The organism is Bradyrhizobium sp. 215_C5_N1_1, from assembly GCF_052075935.1.
Lineage (GTDB): Bacteria > Pseudomonadota > Alphaproteobacteria > Rhizobiales > Xanthobacteraceae > Bradyrhizobium > Bradyrhizobium barranii.
Genome location: NZ_CP197228.1, coordinates 1,832,135 through 1,854,570 on the forward strand (window position 1 = coordinate 1,832,135; position 22,436 = coordinate 1,854,570).

Sequence of the window (22,436 nt, forward strand, 5' to 3'; positions counted from 1 at the left end):
GACCGGGGTTCCGCTTCGGCCGGGCCTGAGACGGCGCAGGATCCAAATGCGTCATCCCGATCGCTGCGGCAAAGGCGTTCCGCAGCCGCGGTTCATCGATCTGCTTGCAGAAGCATTCCAGCGTCGCTTCCACACTCTGCCGCTGCCCGCTGATGGCCGCACAGAGTTGCGAGCTGGTCCGCCGAAAGAAGTGGAGGGAGTCCCTGGCGCCGCCGCCCAGATGATCGAGGTCCGCCGCGAGCGCGGCGACATTAAGCCTGTCGGACTCATCGAGCGTCACGGCAAATCGCAGCAGCGCGAGCTGCCAGGCGCGGAGCAGCCTGTGAGGCCTTTCGATTGATTGCCGCATGGGGATACCCGGATGCCGTGCGACGCCTCAGGCGCCGACGCGGTCGATCAGCTCCTCGTCGGCGATCGCGGCGAATGCGCGTACCACTTCCCTCTGCGCGGCTGCGTCCAGCGGAACGATCGGAAGCCTTGTGGCGGGCGACATCAGGCCAAGCACGCCGAGTGCACATTTAAGTGCGGCCGGGCTCTCCTTCCCGAGGCAGGCGATCAAGGGGATCAGGCGCCTGTGCAGGTACCGGGCGGATTGCAGCCGGCCCTGCCTGACATGTGAAAAAATCGTGCGGCAGAGATCCGGCGCGATGTTGGCGACCTCCGAGATCGCGCCATCGCCGCCGTCCGCGATGAAGCCGAATGCGGTGGTGTCGTCGCCGGATAGACAGCGGAAGCCGGCAGGCAGGCGGCGGGACAGGCGCATCGGGCGGGTGATGTCGCCGGTCGCATCGCGCAGGCCGACGAACTGGCGCGATTCGACGAGGCGCAGAAGCGTCTCGTCGGCGAGCGGCCGCAGCGTGCGGGAGGGTACGTCGTGCAGGATCACGGGCAGGCCGATCGCGCCGGCAATGGCGCGGAAGTGCGCGAGCATTCCGTCCTGCATCGGCTTGTTGTAGGCGGGCACCACCGACATCACGGCATCGGCGCCGGCGGCCTCCGCGCGCCGCGCGAGTTCGATGGCGTGGCTCGTTGAATTCGACACGGCGCCGGCGATGATCCGCACGCGGCCACGCGCGACATCGACCGCGGTGCGAATGATCAGCGCCTGCTCGGCCGGCGAGAGCGTCGGTGCCTCGCCGGCGGTCTCACACACCACCAGCGCGGGTACGCCGGCTGCGATCTGACGCTCGCAGAGCGCGGCGAACGCCTTCAGGTCGATCGCGTCGGCCGAATCGAACGGCGTCGGCAGGTCCGGTATGAACCCGGTGAACCAGGCGGAGGGTGGGATGAACATGGTTTTTGCCGAGGAACTCAGGCGGCGCGCTTGGGAGCGGCGGCATCGGGCCTGCTGCCCATGTCGAGCTCGATCTCGCGTGGCAGCTCGATGATGGTCTCGGGATGCTGTCCGTTTTCGAACAGCGCATATTTGATGGCCTGGGCGCGGTTGACGAAGAGGCCACCGTAGAGGCCGTTCTGCTGCTGGGCGACCCACTGTCCCCTGTGGTTGCGGCCGATGAAGACGATGGTCGAGGGAGAGCTGCACGAGGGAGGTTCGACGAGTTTCACTTTCGTATTCCTTCCGATTGACGCGGGCGGCGGGTGCGTGTCCCGCGACCACCCGATCAATATCTTTTCAAGCGAATATGATTTCGAGTGAGGCTGCGCGACGATCTCATAGGAAGGTCATAAAGCCCGATGTTCAGGCCAGCTCGTTGACGACCTGAACCAGCGCGAACAGGGCGCCGAAGGCAACGCCCTCGTCCCAATGATTGAGGACGGCACCGAACAGCGGCTCGCGCCTGACGAGGCCGGCGAGGGCGCACAGGATGATCGACATCCAGAGCAGGGCGGAGAGGCTGCGTGCAAAGCCGACGCTGCCGAAGGCTGCAAAGGCGACGAGCAGTGCGATGCGGACGGCAAAGCGCGCGATCAACCGCGTCGGGCTGAGGCCCCGCGACATGTCTGAAGATTGCGGCAAGGCGCGAACCTCCGCTTGGCCTAGCTGAAATTCTCGCAAGCGACCGGCTGATAGAGCGGGTCCGGGGCGGGGCGCACGGTGGGAACGCTCGGCCGCGATACCTCCACGGCCAATGCCTGTACTTCGATGAAGGCCGACAGCAAGGCAAGTGCGAGATCGGCATGCCGGGCTTCGACAGCGGCGTCGAGCCAGTCCGGCAATTCGCGCTCGCGCGACAGCGCGCAATGCCACTCGCCCTCGTCATAGGCGATGCGGCGGACCTGCCACAGCGGCAGCTCGAACTCGATCAGCGCCAGCGCGGCGTCGGTCCAGGCCTCGGCATCGACCAGGCGCATGATGCGCGCACTGCGCTCGCTCCGCCCGCGCGACGGGAAGCGCCGGCAGGCCTGATCGATGATGTCGAGCATCAGCGGACGCGTCATTGCCGGTGCCGCGCGAAGCAGTTGGTTGAGGGAAGGTGGGGCAAGGCGTCGGAGAACGGCGGTCATGTCTGGCCTCCTGGAATTGGCGTCGGTCAGTCGGCCGGCCTCTCCAAGATGGCTGGAAGCGCATTTGAAAACGAGATGGGGACGGGACGGGAGATATAAGGATTTCATAAGTGCACGGAATCTTCCGGATAAGAGCGACAGATCCTCGGCCGCCGTCGCCGCCGAAGGTCGAGGCTTATAGAAGCAGGGCTTTTTGAAAAGACCCTGGCCATGGCCTGCCTTAACAACGGTAGTGAAAGCAACGGTGGCTTGTGTCGCTGCGCTGCCTGCTCGGAACGGCCGCCCGGAATACAGTGTCGGTGCCACATGGCGGACAGCCACGACGTGCCGGCCTTTATGGAATTCATATAACTTCGCCATAGGCCTCATCTCGAAAACCTATGCCGGTGGTGGCACTTCAACACGGTCAAAAGTCCCGGCTGGTGCCGTGGAAATGCTTTGCATTTCCTTCGTTCCACGCGCTCGCCGGACGCCTGAGAAACGGTTGCGTCCGACATAAAGCCCAACGAGGAGCATTCCCATGATGGACATTCTGATGCTGGCGCTGGGCTTTGGCTTCTTCGCGCTCGCGATCGGCTACACCTACGCCTGCGAACGGCTGTGAGGGAGCGGACCATGACCTTCGATTATTCGCTCGCCGCCGTCGTCTCGCTCGGTCTCCTGTTCTACCTCACTTATGCGCTGCTGCGGCCCGAGCGGTTCTGACCCGTGCTGCTGCTTCTCGAATTGCTGCTCGCGGACGCCGCGCTGGTGGCGTGCCTGCTTGCCCTGATCCTGCCGCTCCTGCGCAGGTCAAACGTCCTAAAGGGTTGATGCCATGACTATGATCGGTTGGCTCCAGATCATTCTCTTTTGCGCGATTATCGTCGCGCTGACAAAACCGCTCGGCGGATACATGACGGCTGTGTTCAACGGCGAGCGGACGTTCCTGTCGCCGGTGCTGCGGCCGATCGAGGCCGGCATCTACTGGTTTTCCGGCGTCGAAGAGAGGCGCGAGCAGCATTGGCTGACCTACACGGTCTCGATGCTGCTGTTCCATGTCGGCGGCTTCCTCATCATCTACGGCGTGATGCGGCTTCAGGCGGTGTTGCCCTTCAACCCGGCCGGGCAGGGCGCGGTCGCCCAGGATCTCTCCTTCAACACCGCGATTTCCTTCATCACCAACACCAACTGGCAGAATTACAGCGGCGAGAGCACGGTATCCTATCTCGTGCAGATGCTCGGCCTGACACACCAGAATTTCCTGTCGGCGGCGACCGGCATCGCGCTCGCGGTGGCCATGATCCGCGGATTCTCGCGCGCCTCGATGCGCACGGTCGGCAATTTCTGGGTCGACGTCACCCGCACGACACTTTACGTGCTGCTGCCGATCTGCGTCGTCTACACGCTGTTCCTGGTCTGGCAGGGCATCCCGCAGACGCTCGGTGATTACGTCGAGGCTACGACGCTCGAAGGCGCCAAGCAGACCATCGCGGTCGGCCCGGTGGCCTCGCAGGTCGCGATCAAGATGCTCGGCACCAATGGCGGCGGCTTCTTCAATGCCAACGCCGCCCATCCCTTCGAGAACCCGACCGCGCTGTCGAATCTTGTGCAGATGCTCTCGATCTTCCTGATCGGCGCGGCCATGACCAATGTGTTCGGCCGCATGGTCGGCAACCAGCGCCAGGGCTGGGCGATCTTCGCGGTGATGGGCGTGCTGTTCATCGCCGGTGTCTCCATCACCTACTGGGCGGAAGCCAACGGCACCTCGATGATGCATGCGCTCGGCCTCACCGGCGGCAACATGGAGGGCAAGGAAGTCCGCTTCGGCATCGTCGCATCCTCGCTGTTCGCCGTGGTGACCACGGCTGCCTCCTGCGGCGCGGTCAACGCCATGCATGACAGTTTCACCGCGCTCGGCGGCATGATCCCGCTGATCAACATGCAGCTCGGCGAAGTCATCATCGGCGGCGTCGGCGCCGGCCTCTATGGCATGCTGCTGTTCGTCGTGCTCGCGATCTTCGTCGCCGGCCTGATGGTCGGCCGCACACCGGAATATGTCGGCAAGAAGATCGAGGCGCGCGAGGTCAAGATGGCGATGCTCGCGATCCTGGTGCTGCCGCTGATGTATCTCGGCTGGACCGCGGTCGGCGTGGTCTATCCGGCGGCGGTCGCCTCCATGGCGAATGCCGGCCCGCATGGCTTCACCGAGGTGCTCTACGCCTTCACCTCGGCGACCGGCAACAACGGCTCGGCCTTCGCGGGCCTCACCGGCAACACGCTGTTCTACAACCTCACGCTCGCATCCGCGATGTTCGTCGGCCGGTTCTTCATGATCGTTCCGGCGATGGCGATTGCGGGCTCGCTGGCCGCCAAGAAGTCGATCCCGCCGTCGGCGGGCACGTTCCCGACCACGGGTGGGCTGTTCGTCGGCCTCGTCGTGGGCGTGATCCTGATCATCGGCGGCCTGACCTTCTTCCCGGCACTCGCGCTCGGCCCGATCGTCGAGCAACTCGCGATGAACGCCGGCAACGTCTTCTGATTGTTTGGAGTGACCTCCATGGATACGATGAAACTGCAAAAACGTGCCCCGATGTCGGCAATGCTCGATCCCAAGATCGTTCTGCCCGCGATCAGCGCGTCCTTCACCAAGCTCGACCCGCGGCTGATGATCAAGAACCCCGTGATGTTCGTGGTCGAGATCGTGGCCGCGCTCACCACGGTGATCTTCCTGCGCGACCTCGTCGCCGGCGGCGAGAATCTCGGCTTCACCTTCCAGATCATCCTCTGGCTCTGGTTCACGGTGCTGTTCGCCAATTTCGCCGAAGCGGTGGCCGAAGGCCGCGGCAAGGCACAGGCCGAATCGTTGCGCAAGACCCGCACCGAGAGCCAGGCCAAGCTCCTGAGCGGCGCGGGCCAGGCCTTCACGCTGGTGCCGGGCACCAGCCTGAAGGTCGGCGACATCGTGTTGGTCGAGGCAGGTGACGTCATCCCATCCGACGGCGAGGTGATCGAGGGCGTGGCCTCCGTCAACGAAGCCGCCATCACCGGCGAGTCCGCGCCGGTGATCCGCGAGTCCGGCGGCGACCGGTCGGCGGTGACCGGCGGCACGCAGGTGCAGTCCGACTGGATCCGCGTCCGCATTACGGCCGCGCAAGGCTCGACCTTCATCGACCGCATGATCAAGCTGGTCGAGGGCGCCGAGCGGCAGAAGACGCCGAACGAGATCGCGCTCAACATCCTGCTCGCCGGCCTCACCATCATCTTCGTGTTCGCCACCGTCACCATTCCGAGCTATGCGGCTTATGCCGGCGGCTCGATCTCGGTGGTCGTGCTGGTCGCACTGTTCGTGACGCTGATCCCGACCACGATCGGCGCGCTGCTGTCGGCGATCGGTATCGCCGGCATGGACCGCCTGGTCCGCTTCAACGTGCTGGCGATGTCCGGCCGCGCGGTCGAGGCTGCCGGTGACGTCGACACGCTGCTGCTCGACAAGACCGGTACGATCACGCTCGGCAACCGTCAGGCCACCGCGTTCCGTCCTGTGCGCGGCGTCACCGAGCAGGAGCTCGCGGACGCAGCCCAGCTCGCCTCGCTCGCCGACGAGACCCCGGAAGGCCGCTCCATCGTCGTGCTGGCGAAGGAGAAGTATTCTATTCGCAGCCGGGATATGGCCGAGCTTGGCGCCACCTTCATTCCGTTCACGGCACAAACCCGCATGAGCGGTGTCGATGCCGGCGGCTCGTCGGTGCGCAAGGGCGCGGTCGATGCCATGCTCAACTATGTCGGCGGCGGTGCGCCGCTGGCCGTTGCCTCCGGCAACACCGCGCGCGCCATCCAGCCTGCAGTGCTTTCCGACGCCGGCCGTGAAGTCCAGACCATTGCCGACGAGATCTCGAAAGCAGGCGGAACGCCGCTTGCGGTCGCCAAGGACGGCAAGCTGCTCGGCGTCATCCAGCTCAAGGACATCGTCAAGGGCGGCATCCGCGAGCGCTTCGCAGAACTGCGCCGCATGGGCATCCGCACCATCATGATCACCGGCGACAACCCGATGACAGCCGCTGCGATCGCGGCGGAGGCGGGCGTCGATGACTTCCTCGCGCAGGCAACGCCCGAGGACAAGCTGAAGCTGATCCGCGACGAGCAGGCCAAGGGCAAGCTGGTCGCCATGTGCGGCGACGGCACCAACGACGCGCCCGCGCTCGCCCAGGCCGACGTCGGCGTCGCCATGAACACCGGCACCCAGGCCGCCCGCGAGGCCGGCAACATGGTCGACCTCGATTCCAACCCGACCAAGCTGATCGAGGTGGTCGAGATCGGCAAGCAGCTGCTGATGACGCGCGGCGCGCTGACCACGTTCTCGATCGCCAACGACGTCGCAAAGTATTTTGCGATCATCCCGGCGATGTTCCTGGCGTTCTACCCGCAGCTCAACGTGCTCAACGTCATGAACCTGTCGAGCCCGCAGAGCGCCATCCTGTCGGCGATCATCTTCAACGCGCTGGTCATCATCGCGCTGATCCCGCTGGCGCTGAAGGGCGTGGCCTATCGCGCGGTCGGTGCCGGCGCATTGCTGAGGCGCAACCTCCTGATCTACGGCCTCGGCGGCATCGTGATTCCCTTCATCGGCATCAAGGCGATCGACCTCGTCGTCACCGCCTTGCATCTGGCTTGATCGTCGCCGCGGGGCGCACCGCGCCCCGCGCAGTGACGAAAGATTTGGAGACCTAACATGCTCAGAGAAATTCGCCCCGCCATCGTCCTGCTGCTGGTGCTCACCGCCATCACCGGCCTGGCCTATCCGCTCGCAATGACCGCTATTGCCGGTGCGATCTTCCCCTCACAGGCGCAGGGCAGCCTGATCGAGCGGGACGGCAAGGTGATCGGCTCCGCCCTGATCGGGCAGGAGTTCAAGGAGGACAAATATTTCCACGGCCGCCTTTCGGCGACTTTGGCGCCGGACCCGAATGATTCGACCAAGACGGTGTCGGCGCCCTACAACGCGGCCAACTCGGGCGGCTCCAACCTTGGCCCGACCAGCAAGGCGCTGGCCGACCGGCTCAAGGAGGATGTGGACAAGTTGAAGGCTGAAAATCCGAACGCCGCCGTGCCGGTCGACCTGGTCACCACCTCGGCCAGCGGCCTCGACCCGGACATCTCGCCGGAAGCGGCTGAATTTCAGGTGCCGCGGGTGGCGAAGGCGCGGAATCTGCCGGACGCTCAGGTCAAGCAGCTCGTGGCCTCCAACACCCAGGGCCGTTTGCTCGGCCTGATTGGCGAACCGCGGGTTAACGTTCTGGCACTGAACCTCGCGCTCGATCGCGCCACCGCGAAGTAGCGGTCTAGGCTGGGGGCGGGCGGATGATTATATTGGCCTGATGGTCCGAGAGCGCCGCGATCCCGAACAACGTCCGTCCCCTGAGGCGCTGCTTGAAGCCGCGCGCCGGGAGGAGAGCGCGAGCGGCAAGCTGAAGATCTTCGTCGGCGCCGCCCCCGGCGTCGGCAAGACCTACGAGATGCTGCAAAGCGCCCATGCCAGGCGCAAGGCGGGCATCGACGTGGTGGTCGGCTTTGTCGAGACCCATGGCCGCGCCGAGACCGAGGCGCTGGTGCGCGGGCTCGAGGTGGTGCCGCGCAAGAGGTTCGACTACCGCGGCCAGAGCGTCGAGGAGATGGACCTCGATGCCGTGATCGAGCGCCGCCCTCGAATCGCGCTGGTTGACGAGCTCGCTCACACGAATGCCGCCGGCAGCCGCCATCCCAAGCGCTATCTCGACGTCGAGGAGCTGTTGTCCCACGGCATCGACGTCTACACCGCCGTCAACATCCAGCATATCGAGAGCCTGAACGACGTCGTCGCCCAGATCACCCATGTGCGGGTGCGCGAGACCGTGCCCGACTCGGTATTCGACCGCGCCGATGCGATCGAGCTGATCGACCTCACGCCCGACGATTTGATCCAGCGGCTGCGGGAGGGCAAGGTCTATGTGCCCAAGCAGGCCGAGCGGGCGCTGGAGCACTATTTCTCGCCGGGCAATCTGACCGCGCTGCGCGAACTGGCGCTGCGGCGTACGGCCGAGCGGGTCGACGAGCAGCTTCTCAATCACATGCAGGCGAATGCCATCGCCGGCCCCTGGGCCGCGGGCGAGCGCATCCTCGTCTGCATCAGCGAGGATCCGCGCGCGGCCGGGCTCGTCCGCTACACCAAGCGGCTAGCCGACCGGCTGCATGCGCAATTCACCGCGATCTCGATCGAGACCCGGCGGTCGCTCCAGCTTTCGGACGAGGAGCGCGATCGTCTCGCCGATACGCTGCGGCTTGCCGAATCGCTGGGCGGTGAAGCGCTGACCATCCCCGCTGTCGGCCGCCGCATCGCCGACGACGTCATCAACTTCGCGCAAGGCAACAACGTCACCCAGATCGTGATCGGGAAATCGACGCGCTCGCGGTGGTTCGAACTGACGCGCGGCTCCGTCGTGCATGATCTCGTGCGCAGTTCCGGCAATATCAGCGTTCACGTCATTCCCGGCGATGAGCTCGCGGCCGAGCCGGCGCCGAAGACGGCGGTTCAGACGGCGGCACGGGCAGAGGCGTTTGATGCACGTCCCTACTTGAAGGCGCTCGGGATCACCGCGCTCGGCCTTGCCGCAGCGGTGGCCATCAAGCCGTATTTCGGCATCGAAAACGTCGACCTGATGTTCCTGACCGCGGTTGTCGCCGTGGCTGTTCGCTACGGGTTGTGGCCGTCGCTCCTTGCGAGCGTCGCGGCGTCGCTGGCGTACAACTTCTTCTTCCTGCCGCCGGTCTACACTTTCACGATTACCGACCCGACCAATGTCGCGGCGTTCTTCTTTTTCATGTTGATCGCGTTCGTGGTGTCGAACGTCGCCGGGCGGGTGCGCACGCAGGCGGACACCGCGCTCGGCCGCATCCGCACGACCGAGCAGCTCTATGCGTTCAGCCGCAAGCTCACGGGCACCGGGACGCTCGACGACGTGCTCTGGGCAACTGCCTATCAAACTGCGCTGATGCTGAAGGTTCGCGTGGTCCTGCTGCTGCCGGAGGAAGGCCTGCTCACGGTGAAGTCCGGCTATCCGCCCGAGGACCAGATCGACCAGGCCGATCTCGCCGCCGCCAATTGGGCCTGGAGCAATGATCGTCCCGCCGGCCGCGGCTCGGACACGCTGCCCGGTGCCAAACGGCTGTTCCTGCCGATGCGCACCGGGCGTGGTCCGATCGGCGTCATCGGTATCGACAATGATCGCACCGGTCCGCTGCTGACCCCGGACCAGCGCCGGCTGCTCGATGCACTCGTCGACCAGGGCGCACTGGCAATCGAGCGCGTGCTGCTGGTCGAGGACGTGGATCGCGTCAAGCGCACCGTCGAATCCGAGCGGTTGCGCTCCGCGCTGCTGACATCGATCTCGCACGATCTCAAGACGCCGCTGGCCTCCGTGCTCGGCGCGGCCTCGACCATGCGCGATCTCGCCGGTGCCTTGTCCGACACCGAGAAGCGCGATCTGCTCGCCACCGTGATCGACGAGTCCGAGCGCCTCAACCGCTTCATCGCCAATCTGCTCGACATGACAAAGCTCGAATCCGGCGCCATCGTGCCCAACGCGGCACTGCACGATCTCGGCGAGATCGTCGGCAGCGCGCTGCGGCGTGCGAGCAAGATATTGACGGCGCACAAAGTGGAGCTGGTGCTGGCCGCCGATCTGCCGATGCTTCAGCTCGATGCCGTGCTGTTCGAGCAAGTGCTGTTCAATCTGCTCGACAATGCCGCGAAATATTCGCTGCCCGATACAACGATCTCGATCCGCAGCCGGCGCGAGGGAAATCATGTTGTGCTAGAAATCGCCGATCAGGGTGGCGGCATTCCGCCTGACGAGCTCGAGAGCGTGTTCGACAAGTTCTATCGCGTGCAGAAGGGCGACCATGTCCGTCCCGGCACCGGGCTGGGGCTCGCCATCTCCCGCGGCTTCGTCGAGGCGATGCAGGGCACGATCTCGGCCGCCAACCGCGGCGACCGCAGCGGCGCGATCCTCACCATCCGGCTGCCCGTTCCGGCACGGACCCACGCATTGGATACAGCCGCATGAGTGCCGCCCCGATCAAGGTTCTGGTCATCGACGACGAGCCGCCAATCCGAAAATTGCTGCGGATGGGACTCTCGACGCAGGGCTACGAGATCCTGGAAGCGTCGAACGGAAAGACCGCGCTCGAGAAGCTCGCGGAAGAACCCGCGCTGATCATTCTCGATCTCGGCCTGCCGGACATCCAGGGCCACGAATTGCTGCGCACCATCCGCGGCCGCAACGAAGGCGTGCCGATCGTGGTGCTGTCGAGCCGCGGCGACGAGGCCGGCAAGGTGCAGGCGCTCGATCTCGGCGCCGACGATTACCTGACAAAGCCGTTCGGCATGGACGAGCTGTTGGCGCGCCTGCGTGCGGCGCTGCGGCACCAGCTCCAGGTCAAGGGCGAGCGTCCGGTGTTCCGCACCGGCGATCTCTCGGTTGATCTCGTGCGCCGCATCGTCAAGGTCGGCGAGCGCGAGATAAAGCTGTCACCGAAGGAGTACGATCTCTTGCGCGTGCTGGTGCAGCACGCCGGCAAGGTGCTGACCCATCGTTTCCTGCTCAAGGAGCTCTGGGACGAGCTCACCGACGCGCAATATCTGCGCGTCTATGTCCGCCAGCTCCGCCAGAAGATCGAAGCCGATCCCGAACGCCCGCAATATGTGCTGACGGAGACCGGGATCGGGTACCGGCTGAAGGCGGGGGATTAGCTTTCGATCCTCATCCTGAGGAGCGCGGAACGAGCGTCTCGAAGGATGAAGGCCCGGCTGCGGCAGCGAGGCCTGCATGGTTCGAGACGGCGCTTCGCGCCTCCTCACCATGAGGGCAGAGAGTGGGGCGCGCGGCGAAATCACCCCGCCTTCCTCTGCCGCGTCGTCGAGCGCTGCGTCTTCTTCGCGTTGCGCGGGCGGCCGGTGGCACGACGCGCATGGGACTTCGCCACCGCCTTCTTCCCACCGCGTCCCTTCAGGCTCTGCTTCAGCGCGTCCATCAAGCTGACGACGTTGCTCGGGCGCTCGTCGCGCTCCGGCAGCTCGATTGTCTTGCCGCTGGCCTTGCGCTTCACCAGCGCCTTCAGCGCGGTCTCGTACTCATCCTTGAACTTGCTCGGGTCGAAATGCGCGGCCTTGGTCTGCAGGATGTGGCCGGCGAGCTCGACCATGTCCTTGGTGATCTTGGGGCTCTTGATGCCGTCGAAGAACTGGTCCTCGTCGCGAAGCTCATAGGGGAAGCGCAACGTGGTGCCGAGCAGGCCCTTGCCGAGCGGTTCGATCGCGATGATGTGCTCGCGGTTGGTGAGCACGATCTTGGCGAGCGCCACGCGGTCCTGGTCCTTCATGGCGTCGCGGATCACGGCGAAGGCATCGACCGCAGCCTTGCCGTCGGGCGCGATATAATAGGGATGATTGAGATAGCGCTGGTCGATCTCGTCGCTCGGCACGAAACTCTCGATGTCGATGGTGTGGTTGCTTTCGATCTGGACCGCCTCGAGCTCCTCCGGCTCGATCTCGACATATTTGCCCTTGCGCAGCTCATAGCCGCGCCCCTTCTGGCCGCTCTCGACCACGTCGCCGGTCCCGGAGTCCACCATCTGCTGCTTGAGCCGGTTTCCGGTCTCGCGGTTGATCATGTGAAACCGCGTCTTCTCGGCCGCGGTGGTCGCCGGATAAAGCGCGACCGGGCAACTGACCAGCGAGAGCTTTAACGTTCCCTTCCAATAGGCGCGCGGGGCCATTCCGTTCTCCAGCGTTTCAAGGCATTTTGGAACCCCAACAGCCCCATCGGGTTTTGGTTCCGGGTGGGACTTCCGCCGTGATAGGCTTCAACGCCGAAAGAGAATGCGGGACCGGTCGTGCTGCGAAAACTCTCCACCTACCGACAGAAACGCGATTTCGAGAAGACACCGGAGCCGTCGGGCAAGACCGCGGTGGCGCCATCGGCGCAGCGGCGCTTCGTGATCCAGAAGCACGATGCGACGCGACTGCACTATGATCTGCGGCTCGAGTTCGACGGCGTGTTCAAGTCGTGGGCGGTCACCAAGGGACCCTCGCTCGATCCGCATGACAAGCGGCTGGCGGTCGAGGTCGAGGACCATCCGCTCGACTATGGCGATTTCGAAGGCACGATTCCGGACGGGCAGTATGGCGGCGGCACGGTCATGCTCTGGGACCGCGGCACCTGGGAGTCCGAGGATCCCGAGCGCGGCTTCCAAAAGGGCGACCTCAAGTTCACGCTCCACGGCGACAAGCTGCATGGAAGCTGGGTGCTGGTGCGGATGAGGCATGACCGCACCGGCGGCAAGCGCACCAACTGGCTCCTGATCAAGCATCGCGACGAATATGCCAGCGAGAGCGACGACATTCTCAGCGAGGACAAGTCGGTGGCCTCCGGCCGCGCGATGGCAGAGATCGCCGATGGCAAGGGTCGCGCGCCAAAACCGTTCATGTTGGCGAAGGGTGCCAAGGTCAAGGCCGATGCGGTCTGGCAGTCCAATCGTGTCGAGGAGCCGAAAGGGCGCACCGTCAGGCCGGCGCCCGGTGCGGCGTTGAAGCGCGGGACGGGCGCAAAGACGAAAGCGACGACCGCGACAAGCGCGAAAAGAGTCTCAGAGATGCCGGACTTCGTCGCGCCGCAGCTCTGCACCCCGGTCGAGCGGCCGCCGGCGGCCGACGGCTGGTGCCACGAGATCAAGTTCGACGGCTATCGCGTCCAGCTCCGCGTCGAGGACGGCGAGGCGACGCTGAAGACGCGCAAGGGCCTCGACTGGACCGACAAGTTCGCAGCCATCGCGAAGGAGGCGGGCGAGCTTCCCGACGCCATGATTGACGGCGAGATCGTCGCGCTCGATCACAACGGCGCACCGAATTTCTCCTCGCTCCAGGCCGCGCTGTCGGACGGCAAGACCGAGGACCTGATCTTCTTTGCCTTCGACCTCCTGTTCGCCGAGGGGCTCGATTGCCGGCGCCTGCCACTTGGCGAGCGCAAGGACCGCCTCAGGCAACTCCTGGAAGCAGGCAAGAAGAAATCGAGCCAAATCCGCTATGTCGAGCATTTCGAGAGCAGCGGCGATGCCGTGCTGCAATCGGCCTGCAAGCTCGAGCTCGAAGGCGTGGTGTCGAAGAAGCTCGATGCGCCTTACCGGTCGGGGCGAACGGAAAGCTGGACCAAGGCCAAATGCCGCGCCGGCCATGAGGTCGTGATCGGCGGCTGGAAGACCACCAACGGCAAATTCCGCTCGCTGATGGCCGGCGTGCACCGCGGCGATCATCTTGCCTTCGTCGGCATGGTCGGCACCGGCTTCGGCGCGGACACGGTCAGGCGCATCATGCCGTCCTTGAAAGCCATGGAGGCCAGGCAAAGCCCCTTCGGCGGCAAGAACGCGCCGAAAAAGACGCGCGACGTGCACTGGCTGAAGCCGGAGCTCGTCGCCGAGATCGAGTTCGCCGGGTTCACCGCCGACGGCAATATCCGCCAGGCCGCCTTCAAGGGCCTGCGGCAGGACAAGCCGGCCGAGGAGGTCGAGGCGGAAACACCCGTCGATACCGAACTCGCAAAACCCTCGACCAGGAAGCCTGCTGTGCCGAAGGCAGGCAAGCGGAAGGATGCCGGTACGGCCGAGGTGATCGGTGTCGTCATCTCGAAGCCGGACAAGGAGCTGTGGCCGGATGGCGGCGACGGCGCGGGCGTCACAAAGCTCGATCTCGCGCGCTATTTCGAGGCCGTCGGCGCCTGGATGATCGAGCACATCAAGGGCCGGCCCTGTTCGATCGTGCGTGCGCCTGACGGCATCGGCGGCGAAAAATTCTTCCAGCGCCATGCCATGCAGGGCACGTCGAACCTGCTGGAGCTCGCAAAGGTCTCGGGCGATCGCAAGCCGTACCTGCAGATCGATCGCGTCGAGGGGCTCGCCGCGGTCGCGCAGATCGGCGGCGTCGAGCTGCATCCCTGGAATTGTGCCCCGGACGCCTACGATACGCCGGGCCGGCTGGTGTTCGATCTCGATCCCGCGCCGGACGTCAAATTCGCCGATGTCGTGGACGCCGCCAAGGAGATGCGGCAGCGCCTCACCGACGTCGGCATGGAGAGCTTTTGCAAGACCACCGGCGGCAAGGGCCTGCACGTGGTGGTGCCGCTGCTCCATGGCGCGCGCGACAAGGTGAGCTGGAAGGAGGCCAAGGCGTTCGCGCAAGGCGTTTGCCAGTGGATGGCCGACGACGATCCCGAGCGCTATCTGCTCAACATGTCGAAGAAGCTGCGCAACGGAAAGATCTTCCTGGATTATTTGCGCAACGATCGCCTGTCGACGGCGGTAGCTCCGCTGTCACCCCGTGCGCGCGATGGCGCGACCGTGTCGATGCCTGTGACGTGGGCGCAGGTGAAGGGCGATCTCGATCCGAAGCGGTACACGGTGCGGACGGTGCCGGGTCTGCTGGCGCGCTCGAAGGCCTGGGATGGCTATGACGACGCGGCCACATCGATCACTGCGGCGGCGAAGAAGCTCGCGGGGAAGAAGAAGTAGGGTGGGCAAAGCGAAGCGTGCCCACCAGCTTTCTTATTGCGGCGAAGAGGTGGGCACGGCGCGTTGCGCCTTTGCCCACCCTACGAGGCCGCTACAGCTCCTTGCGCTAGATCCGTCCGAGCAACAGCAGGATCAGCAGGATGACGATGACGAGCCCGAGGCCGCCGCCGCCGTAATAGCCGGTGCCGTAGAACGGGCCGCCGCCGATGCCGCTGAAGCCGCCGAGCAGCGCGATGACCAAAATGATCAGAATGATCGTACCGATAGACATGCTAGTCTCCTCCAGCCCTTTGTTGAAAGGGTCGTTTGCACCTGTCCCGTGGTGCGAGGGCAACTTGCCGCAGGTTCTATAGTTCCCACGATGAAACACGGCGAACGGGGCCAACTTGCATGGAACCTTTGCCAGTCCAGGCGGCATGACTATGTGAGGATCAGTCACCACAGGGCAGCGCCATGTCAGCACCGCTTGTCGTCTCCATTCCGCATCGTCTCGGCCGCGAGGAAGCCGTGCGCCGGCTCAAGACCGGGCTCGGCCGCGCCGCAGCCAGCATTCCCGTGATGCAGGTCGAGGAGGAGCGCTGGAACGGCGACAGCATGAATTTTCGCATCCGCGCGCTCGGGCAGATCGCGAGCGGTCAGGTCGATGTCGCCGACGACCACGTCAAGGTTGAGGTGGTGCTGCCGTGGCTGTTGCAGCGCTTCGCCGAGATGGCGCAGGCGACCATCCGCAAGCGCGGGCAGCTGCTGCTGACCAAGGACGGGGGCAAGTAGCCGTCAGCTACGAGCGCGCTGTTGCCTGGGTCTCGCCGTGCTTGCGGCGCGTGCTTCGATGACCGCAGCGGGAATATCCCGGAAGGCTTGCGCAAGCGGCAATTGATTGCCGGCAAAGCCCGGCCCGGTGTAGCCGGTGATGTCGATCGTCGCGTCAACACCCTCGAACGCGGGCCATTGTCGGCCCTCTTGCGTGAACGGCGCAAACTGGCGCCCGACCACGACGATCGCAGCCGTGCGGCCGTGTCGGCGGACAAAGGCAATGACGTGGTGTGCGTGCGCGCCCTGGACCTGCAGTGGCTGATACTCGCCCTGCGCGAACACATCGGCGAGTTCGTTGCGCAGTTTGAGCAGGTGCCGCGTCCAGGCCAGCTTGAGCTGGCCATTCGGCCAGGTCTTGATCAGCCCGCGCCAGTCCGGCGCATCCAGTGACGTCAGCGCCGTCTGCCGCGCGGCAAAGTCCACCGGGCGGCGGTTGTCGGGATCGACCAGCGACAGGTCCCAGTATTCGGTGCCCTGGTAGAAGTCCGGCACGCCGGGCAGCATCGCCTTGAGCGTGAGCTGGCTCAGCGAATCCAAGGCGCCGAGCAGCGCGACACGGCGTGCCAGGGTTTGCAGCGCCTCCGGGAACTCGCTGGACTGCGCTGGATCGAGGATCTTCCCGATGAAGCTCGCGACGCCGTTCTCATAGGCCTCGTGCGGGTTGAGCCAGCTGGTCTCCTCCTTGCCCTCGCGCGCGGCCTTGAGCGCATAGGCCTGGATGCGCTCGACGAAGCCGGCATCGGCTGTCTCCTCAAGCGGCCAGGCGCCGAGCAGGGTCTGATAGAGCATGTATTCGAACGTCGCCGACGGCGCGCGCAGATTGCCGTCGAGCGCGAGGTGCGGCGCGTTCAGCACCTTCCAGCGTGCCACCGCGCTGGTCCATTCGCCGGGAATCTCGCTGAGCGCCGCGATGCGCGCGCGGGCATCCTCGCCGCGCTTGGTGTCGTGGGTCGCGGTCGCCGTCATCCCTTGCGGCCATTCGTTGGCACGCGCGCGCATGGCCTCATGGAAGGCAGGTATCGTGAGGCCATTGCTCGCGGGGTCGCCGCCGACCTCGTTCAGGGCGAGCAGCCGGTGGAATTGATAGAACGCGGTGTCCTCCAGCGACTTCGCCATCATCGGTCCCGTGAACTGCTGCACCTTCAGCGCGAAACGGCGCACCCGCGGGGCGCTGTGCGGGGGACGGCCGGGTTTGAGCAGGTCCATGGTCAGCGCGTCGCGCAGGAAGTCGAAGATGCCTTCATCCGCGGCGAACCATTCCGCGCGGGCCCGCTCGATGGTGTCGTCGATCAGCTTGCGGTCGAGCGCGGTCGGGCCGCTATGCGTCAAATAGGTGCGATAGACCGGGAAGTGCAGCACGTACAATTCGAGTGCCTGCCGCAGGCTGTCGGCGGAGAAGTCGCGGGTCGAGTAATGCCCGTTGGCGATGCGCGCGAGCAGGCGGGTCAGCACGGTGAATTCGCTGGTCAGCAGCGTCTCCAGCACGCGCCGCTTGGCGTCCTTGACGTAAGGAGCCAGCCGCGGCGGACGGTTGCTGATCTGCCGCCAGGTCTCGTTCAGCGCCTCCAGCCCTTTCGCGTCGACCAGAACCTGAGTGATGACATTCATCCACTCATAGCCCGTGGTGCCCTGAACGCCGGCAAAATGCGGCAGGCGCTCGTGCTCGCACAGGATCTTCTCAATCACGGTATAGAACGGCTTTGTGTTGCCTTGCGCGTCGCGCACCAGCCGGCGCAGCCGCTGACAATATTGTGCAGGATCGCGCAGGCCGTCGATGTGATCGAGGCGGATGCCTTGCAGCTTGCCGTCGGCAATGAGCTGCTTCACCAGCCGGTGCGTGGCGGCGAACGTGCTCGCGTCCTCGACGCGCAGGCCCGCAAGCCCGTTGACGTCGAAGAAGCGGCGATAGTTGATGTCGCTGGAGGCAAGCCGCCAGTGCCCGAGCTTGTAGTGCTGGCGCTCCAGCAGATGATGCAGCGCCAGCGTCTGCGCCGGACGATCCTTGGCGGAACGATAGGCGGGGAGGCCGCGCTCGATGATGTCGGCGCTGCCGGCGATCTCCTTGAGCTCCGCCTTGAAGCCGGGCGCTTCCCTGCGGTTGGGACGACGCAACCCCGTGTAGCGGGCCGCGAGCGCGAGCAGGCGCTTGCCGGCCTCGGTCTCGGCGGCGTCGGCTTCCTTCACGATCACGCGCAGCATTTCGCCATAGCGTTCCGGTGCGATCGGCAGGCGATGCTCGAAATACCAGGCGGAAAAACTGCCTTCATCGGCATCGTAGCGCAGCTCGATGTCGCCGCGCTCCAGCGCCTCGCCATAGGGCGAGCCGAGGATCGGCAGCAGCACGCCGCCCCGGGCGCGATAGGCCAGTTGATCCCAGTCGATGTCGAAGGAAACCGCATGCGGCGAGGCCTGGCCCCATTCCAGCACGTCGAGCCACCAGGGATTGTCGGCAAAGTGCACGCCGACATGGTTCGGCACGAAGTCGATGATGAGGCCGAGGTCGTGCTGCGTGAGGGCATCGCTCAATCGAGCAAAGCCGGCCTCGCCGCCGAGCTCGGGATTGAACTGGCTGTGGTCGACGGTGTCGTAGCCGTGGGTCGAGCCCTTGCGCGCCTTCATCACCGGCGAGGCGTAGAGATGCGTGATCCCGAGTGCCTTGAGGTAAGGCACGACCGCGGCGGCCTTGTCGAAGTCGAAATCCGCGGTGAGCTGAAGCCGATAGGTCGCAAGAGGAATGGCAGGAGGCATGCTAACCTCCGAGATGCCAGATCACCGACCAGGGTGGGAGCCGATCGCCGCTGACGGAGCCCCAGATCGGCGTGCCTGTCGCGTCGCTGGGACGTGCGATGTCCTTGTCCGAGAGATTGGCGGTCAGGCGCAACCTCGCGCCGTCGCCCATGCGCCAATGTGCGGTGAGCAGGCCGCTATCGGCCGTCGCGGCATCGCCGAACCTCGCACCCTTCAGGCGCGGTGCGATCTCCTTGTGACGCAGCGCGAGCAGCTCCCGCACCAGCGCCAGCCGCGCATCCTGCCCCGGCGTGTGGCCGGTCCAATCCAGCACGGCCGATTGCAGCGTTTTGGGATCGAGCGGATCGGGGACCTCGTCGCCGTATTTCTCGTAGGCCCAGGCATATTCCTGCTTGCGGCCCTTGCGCACGGCATCGGCAAGGCCACCCTGGAAATCGCAGAAGAACGGGAAGGGCACCGTGGAGCCCCATTCCTCGCCCTGGAACAGCATCGGCACCATCGGTGCGAGCAGGGTCACCACGAGCGCGGCTTCGATCTGCCGCGGTGATGCCAGGCTCTCGAGCCGGTCCCCCAATGGGCGATTGCCGATCTGGTCGTGGTTTTGCAGGAAGTTGACGAAGGTCGCCGGCGGCAGCTCGCCGCTCGCCTCGCCGCGCGGCTTCTTGCCCCAGAACTCCGAGGTCTCGCCCTGGTAGACGAAGCCCGAGGCGAGCGCGCGCGCAAGATCCATGCGCGGCGTCTGGTAGTCGGCGTAATAGCCCGCGAGCTCGCCGGTCAGCATCACGTGCCAGACGTGGTGATAATCGTCGTTCCACTGCGCGCGATATTTGCCGTTGGGCGGATCCTGCGCGGCATCGAGCAGGCTGGCGCGGTTGTCGCCGTTCTCCAGCACGAGATGGATATGCCGTCCGGTGGCCTTGGCAAGCTCGCCGGCGGCGACGCTGAGATCCTGCAACATCGACTGCTCGCCCGGGATCGCCATGATGTGATTGGCGGCATCCAGTCTCAGGCCATCGAAGCGGTAGTCGGTGAGCCAGGACAGCGCGTTCTCGACCGCGAAGGCCCGGACCTGCGGCACGCGATAATCGATCGCGCTGCCCCATGGCGTATGCGCATCGGTGAAGAAGGCCGGCGCATAGCGGCCGAGATAATTCCCCTCGGGGCCGAAATGATTGTAGACGACGTCGAGGAACACCATCAGCCCGCGCAGATGCGCCTCGTCGATCAGTGTCTTCAGGTCCTCGGGCCGGCCATAGGCGCTGTCGGGCGCGTACCACAGCACGCCGTCATAGCCCCAGCCGCGGCGGCCGGCGAAATCGGCCAGCGGCATCAATTCCAGCGCGGTGATCCCGGTCGCAACGAGATGATCGAGCTTGTCGATCATGGCGCGGTAGGTGCCCTCAGGCGTGAAGGTGCCGACATGGGTCTCGATCAGCACCGTCTCTTCCCAGGGACGTCCGCGCCAATCGCGCGCGCGCCACGCGAAGGCATCATGATCGACGACTTCGCTCGGGCCAAAAACGTCCTCCGGCTGGAAGGCCGATGCGGGATCGGGCACGTCGATCTCGTCGTCGATCCTGAACTGGTAGGGACTGCCGACGGGCAGGCCGGCAATCTCGGCGACATACCAGCCATCCTGCCGGCGCTGCATCGCGTGCCGTCTGTCGAGCAGGAGATCGACTCGGCGAGCACCGGGCGCCCACAGCCGGAACGACACGCCGTCCTTGGTCGGCCTCGCCCCGAAGGATGGTCTCATAGCGCCCCCGCGAAGGCGAGCACGGAGCGCGGCGGCGCCTTGCTGTCGCTTCCGGGCTGCAGATCAACACTGTTCGGCCTGGCATCAGTGGTGTTCAGGATCTGCTGCCAGCTTTTGTACTCGGCCATTTTGGGCAATTTGAATGCGATCTCTTCGGGGGCGGCGTTCAGTACGATAAAGATCGCGGCGCTCCCCGGTTCCATCGGCCCCATCACATACGAGAGGAACCGCCCTTCCGGGAATTTCCAGTCGTTCTCCGTCATCTCGTCGCCGGCAGGCGTCAGCCACAGCGCGCCGTAGGAGACGCCGTCCTTGGGCCGGCCGTCGAGCCAGCGATGGCTGCGAAGCTGCGAGAACCGGCGGCGGATCTCGGCGAGCCCGGCGACGAAATCGACCATGTCGTCGCCGTCCTTGCCGAGATTGTCCCAGCCGACCCAGCCGACCTCGTTGTCCTGGCAATAGGCGTTGTTGTTGCCGGACTGCGAATTGCCGACCTCGTCGCCGGCCAGGATCAGCGGAACGCCCTGCGCCAGCATCAGGCAGGCCAGCACGTTCTTGCGAAGCTGCCGCCGCAGCCCGAGAATCTCGGGATCGTCGGTCGGACCCTCGACACCGCAATTGTTGCTGTGGTTGTCGCTGGAGCCGTCGCGATTGTCCTCGCCATTGGCCTCGTTGTGCTTCTCGTTGTAGCTGAAGAGGTCGGCGAGCGTGAAGCCGTCATGCACCGTGATGTGGTTGATGCCGGCGCGCGGTCGCCGTCCGTCATGGTTGAACAGGTCGGATGAGGCTGTCATGCGGCTGGAGATGTCGCCAATCAGGCTGCCTTCGCCGCTCCAGTAGCGGCGCATGGCGCTGCGATACCGATCGTTCCACTCCGACCATTGGGAAGGGAATGCGCCGACCTGGTAGCCGCCGAGCCCGAGATCCCAGGGTTCGGCGACGAGCTTCACCGCCGCCAGCACCGGGTCCTGCCGGATCGCCGTCAGGAACGAGCTGCCGCGATCATAGCCGTTCGGTCCGCGCGCGAGCGTGGTGGCGAGGTCGAAGCGGAAGCCGTCGACATGGCAGACCTCGACCCAGTAGCGCAGCGAATCCATCACCATCTGGAGCACGCGCGGATGGGTGAGGTTCACCGACGAGCCGCAGCCGGTGAAGTCGTCGTAATAGCGCGGGTTCTCGCGGTTCAGCCAGTAATAGGAGGCATTGTCGATGCCGCGGTAGCACAGGGTCGGACCGAGGTGATTGCCTTCGGCCGTGTGGTTGTAGACGACGTCGAGCATCACCTCGATGCCGGCATCGTGCAGGCGCGCGACCGTGGTGCGGAAGGAATCGAGCGCATTGTCCTGGGCGTAGCGCGGTTCGGGCGCAAAGAAGGACAGCGTGTTGTAGCCCCAGTAGTTGACGAGCTTCTTCTCGACCAGAATGCGGTCGTCGATGAAGCTGTGGATCGGAAGCAGCTCGACGGTGGTGACGCCGAGCGTTTTCAAATGCTCGATCATCGCCGGCGACGACAGGCCGCCATAGGTGCCGCGCAAATTCGGCGGCACGTCGTCGCGCTTCTGCGTCAGACCCTTGACGTGGGCCTCGTAGATGATGGTGTCTTCCCAGGGGATGTTGGGCCGGATCTCGCGACGGCCCCAGTTGAAGGTCTCGTCGACGACGACCGCCTTGGGCATGCCGCGCGCGTTGTCGCGCCGGTCGAAGGAGAGGTCCTCGCGCGGCGAACCGGTGCGATAGGCGAAATGGGCATCGCTCCAGACCAGCCGCCCGGCGAGCCGTTTGGCGTAGGGGTCGAGCAGCAGCTTGTTGGCGTTGAAGCGGTGGCCGTGCTCGGGCTCGTAGGGGCCGTGCACGCGATAGCCGTAGAGCTGGCCCGGCGAGATGTCATTGAGATAGCCGTGCCAGACGTCCTCGGTCCGCTCGGGCAGCTCGACACGCTCGAGTTCGCGCCTTCCTTGCGTGTCGAACAGGCACAGCTCGACCTTCTGCGCATTGGCGGAGAACAACGCGAAATTGGTGCCGCGTCCGTCCCAGCTTGCGCCAAGGCGTGCGGGCGATCCAGCAGTCAGGCGCATCG

General features: G+C 65.2%; 18 protein-coding genes. 9 read left to right on the forward strand and 9 right to left on the reverse strand.

Translation table 11 applies throughout. The features are described from left to right. Positions 1-46 precede the first annotated feature (46 nt). Positions 47-340 carry a hypothetical protein gene (locus AB7G19_RS08615; protein ID WP_161495938.1) on the forward strand — a complete coding sequence of 98 codons (294 nt, stop codon included), beginning with the start codon at positions 47-49 and terminating at the stop codon, positions 338-340. A gap of 36 nt (positions 341-376) precedes the next feature. On the opposite strand, the gene dapA is transcribed toward AB7G19_RS08615, so the two are convergent. The 4 genes from dapA to AB7G19_RS08635 form a co-directional block, all read right to left on the reverse strand. Next, positions 377-1,294, reverse strand: coding sequence for a 4-hydroxy-tetrahydrodipicolinate synthase (gene dapA, locus AB7G19_RS08620; protein ID WP_135214836.1), 918 nt, complete (start codon positions 1,292-1,294; stop codon positions 377-379). 17 nt (positions 1,295-1,311) lie between these two features. Beyond that, positions 1,312-1,566 (reverse strand): hypothetical protein, encoded by a 255-nt coding sequence (locus AB7G19_RS08625; protein WP_063981387.1) that lies wholly within the window; start codon positions 1,564-1,566, stop codon positions 1,312-1,314. A 133-nt stretch (positions 1,567-1,699) separates the two neighbouring features. Further along, positions 1,700-1,978: a hypothetical protein gene (locus AB7G19_RS08630; RefSeq protein WP_081369150.1), complete on the reverse strand. Its 279-nt coding sequence runs from the start codon at positions 1,976-1,978 to the stop codon at positions 1,700-1,702. A 20-nt stretch (positions 1,979-1,998) separates the two neighbouring features. Next, entirely contained in the window at positions 1,999-2,466 is a 468-nt protein-coding gene (locus AB7G19_RS08635; RefSeq protein WP_085405242.1) for a hypothetical protein, read from the reverse strand. A gap of 615 nt (positions 2,467-3,081) precedes the next feature. Between AB7G19_RS08635 and AB7G19_RS08640 the strand changes: the two genes are divergently transcribed. From AB7G19_RS08640 to AB7G19_RS08665, 6 genes are all read left to right on the forward strand, one after another. Next, complete coding sequence (locus AB7G19_RS08640; protein ID WP_041953522.1) at positions 3,082-3,171, forward strand: K(+)-transporting ATPase subunit F; 90 nt, start codon at positions 3,082-3,084, stop codon at positions 3,169-3,171. Positions 3,172-3,283: 112 nt separating this feature from the next. Continuing rightward, positions 3,284-4,987: a potassium-transporting ATPase subunit KdpA gene (gene kdpA / locus AB7G19_RS08645; RefSeq protein WP_085405241.1), complete on the forward strand. Its 1,704-nt coding sequence runs from the start codon at positions 3,284-3,286 to the stop codon at positions 4,985-4,987. Between the two features lie 18 nt (positions 4,988-5,005). Continuing rightward, positions 5,006-7,120: a potassium-transporting ATPase subunit KdpB gene (gene kdpB, locus AB7G19_RS08650; protein WP_085405240.1), complete on the forward strand. Its 2,115-nt coding sequence runs from the start codon at positions 5,006-5,008 to the stop codon at positions 7,118-7,120. A gap of 57 nt (positions 7,121-7,177) precedes the next feature. Further along, positions 7,178-7,783 carry a K(+)-transporting ATPase subunit C gene (locus AB7G19_RS08655; RefSeq protein WP_085405239.1) on the forward strand — a complete coding sequence of 202 codons (606 nt, stop codon included), beginning with the start codon at positions 7,178-7,180 and terminating at the stop codon, positions 7,781-7,783. A gap of 40 nt (positions 7,784-7,823) precedes the next feature. Continuing rightward, positions 7,824-10,547, forward strand: a complete 2,724-nt coding sequence (locus AB7G19_RS08660; protein ID WP_085405238.1) for a sensor histidine kinase — start codon at positions 7,824-7,826, stop codon at positions 10,545-10,547. After that, positions 10,544-11,233 (forward strand): response regulator, encoded by a 690-nt coding sequence (locus AB7G19_RS08665; RefSeq protein WP_028147071.1) that lies wholly within the window; start codon positions 10,544-10,546, stop codon positions 11,231-11,233. The genes AB7G19_RS08660 and AB7G19_RS08665 overlap by 4 nt, the downstream gene beginning before the upstream one ends. A 140-nt stretch (positions 11,234-11,373) precedes the next feature. On the opposite strand, the gene ku is transcribed toward AB7G19_RS08665, so the two are convergent. Then, the gene (gene ku / locus AB7G19_RS08670; protein WP_085405237.1) at positions 11,374-12,258 is read right to left on the reverse strand and encodes a non-homologous end joining protein Ku; all 885 of its coding nucleotides are present in this window, start codon (positions 12,256-12,258) and stop codon (positions 11,374-11,376) included. Between the two features lie 117 nt (positions 12,259-12,375). On the opposite strand from ku, the gene ligD reads away from it, so the two are divergent. Next, the gene (gene ligD, locus AB7G19_RS08675) at positions 12,376-15,042 is read left to right on the forward strand and encodes a DNA ligase D (protein WP_354078001.1); all 2,667 of its coding nucleotides are present in this window, start codon (positions 12,376-12,378) and stop codon (positions 15,040-15,042) included. Positions 15,043-15,148: 106 nt separating this feature from the next. Here ligD and AB7G19_RS08680 read toward each other — a convergent pair whose 3' ends face one another. Beyond that, positions 15,149-15,313 (reverse strand): DUF3309 family protein, encoded by a 165-nt coding sequence (locus tag AB7G19_RS08680; protein ID WP_007595743.1) that lies wholly within the window; start codon positions 15,311-15,313, stop codon positions 15,149-15,151. 182 nt (positions 15,314-15,495) lie between these two features. Here AB7G19_RS08680 and AB7G19_RS08685 point away from each other — a divergent pair, with 182 nt between their 5' ends. Continuing rightward, a complete protein-coding gene (locus AB7G19_RS08685) occupies positions 15,496-15,813 on the forward strand; it encodes a polyhydroxyalkanoic acid system family protein (RefSeq protein WP_085405235.1) in 318 nt (105 codons plus the stop codon). Positions 15,814-15,816: 3 nt separating this feature from the next. Here AB7G19_RS08685 and treY read toward each other — a convergent pair whose 3' ends face one another. The 3 genes from treY to glgX are packed head-to-tail and all read right to left on the reverse strand — an operon-like array spanning position 15,817 to position 22,434. Next, positions 15,817-18,603: a malto-oligosyltrehalose synthase gene (treY, locus tag AB7G19_RS08690; RefSeq protein ID WP_085405234.1), complete on the reverse strand. Its 2,787-nt coding sequence runs from the start codon at positions 18,601-18,603 to the stop codon at positions 15,817-15,819. 1 nt (position 18,604) lies between these two features. Next, positions 18,605-20,359, reverse strand: a complete 1,755-nt coding sequence (treZ, locus tag AB7G19_RS08695; RefSeq protein WP_085405233.1) for a malto-oligosyltrehalose trehalohydrolase — start codon at positions 20,357-20,359, stop codon at positions 18,605-18,607. Beyond that, positions 20,356-22,434 carry a glycogen debranching protein GlgX gene (glgX, locus tag AB7G19_RS08700; RefSeq protein WP_063981400.1) on the reverse strand — a complete coding sequence of 693 codons (2,079 nt, stop codon included), beginning with the start codon at positions 22,432-22,434 and terminating at the stop codon, positions 20,356-20,358. Before glgX ends, treZ begins: the two co-directional genes overlap by 4 nt. Positions 22,435-22,436: the final 2 nt, after the last annotated feature.

Coding starts and splice junctions, on each gene's coding strand:
- kdpA (WP_085405241.1), top strand. CDS start 3,284: ATGACTATGATCGGTTGGCTCCAGATCATTCTCTTTTGCGCGATTATC.
- kdpB (WP_085405240.1), top strand. CDS start 5,006: ATGGATACGATGAAACTGCAAAAACGTGCCCCGATGTCGGCAATGCTC.
- AB7G19_RS08635 (WP_085405242.1), bottom strand. CDS start 2,466: ATGACCGCCGTTCTCCGACGCCTTGCCCCACCTTCCCTCAACCAACTG.
- ku (WP_085405237.1), bottom strand. CDS start 12,258: ATGGCCCCGCGCGCCTATTGGAAGGGAACGTTAAAGCTCTCGCTGGTC.
- AB7G19_RS08655 (WP_085405239.1), top strand. CDS start 7,178: ATGCTCAGAGAAATTCGCCCCGCCATCGTCCTGCTGCTGGTGCTCACC.
- AB7G19_RS08680 (WP_007595743.1), bottom strand. CDS start 15,313: ATGTCTATCGGTACGATCATTCTGATCATTTTGGTCATCGCGCTGCTC.
- dapA (WP_135214836.1), bottom strand. CDS start 1,294: ATGTTCATCCCACCCTCCGCCTGGTTCACCGGGTTCATACCGGACCTG.
- treZ (WP_085405233.1), bottom strand. CDS start 20,359: ATGAGACCATCCTTCGGGGCGAGGCCGACCAAGGACGGCGTGTCGTTC.
- AB7G19_RS08685 (WP_085405235.1), top strand. CDS start 15,496: ATGTCAGCACCGCTTGTCGTCTCCATTCCGCATCGTCTCGGCCGCGAG.
- treY (WP_085405234.1), bottom strand. CDS start 18,603: ATGCCTCCTGCCATTCCTCTTGCGACCTATCGGCTTCAGCTCACCGCG.
- glgX (WP_063981400.1), bottom strand. CDS start 22,434: ATGCGCCTGACTGCTGGATCGCCCGCACGCCTTGGCGCAAGCTGGGAC.
- AB7G19_RS08640 (WP_041953522.1), top strand. CDS start 3,082: ATGACCTTCGATTATTCGCTCGCCGCCGTCGTCTCGCTCGGTCTCCTG.
- AB7G19_RS08660 (WP_085405238.1), top strand. CDS start 7,824: ATGGTCCGAGAGCGCCGCGATCCCGAACAACGTCCGTCCCCTGAGGCG.
- AB7G19_RS08665 (WP_028147071.1), top strand. CDS start 10,544: ATGAGTGCCGCCCCGATCAAGGTTCTGGTCATCGACGACGAGCCGCCA.
- AB7G19_RS08615 (WP_161495938.1), top strand. CDS start 47: ATGCGTCATCCCGATCGCTGCGGCAAAGGCGTTCCGCAGCCGCGGTTC.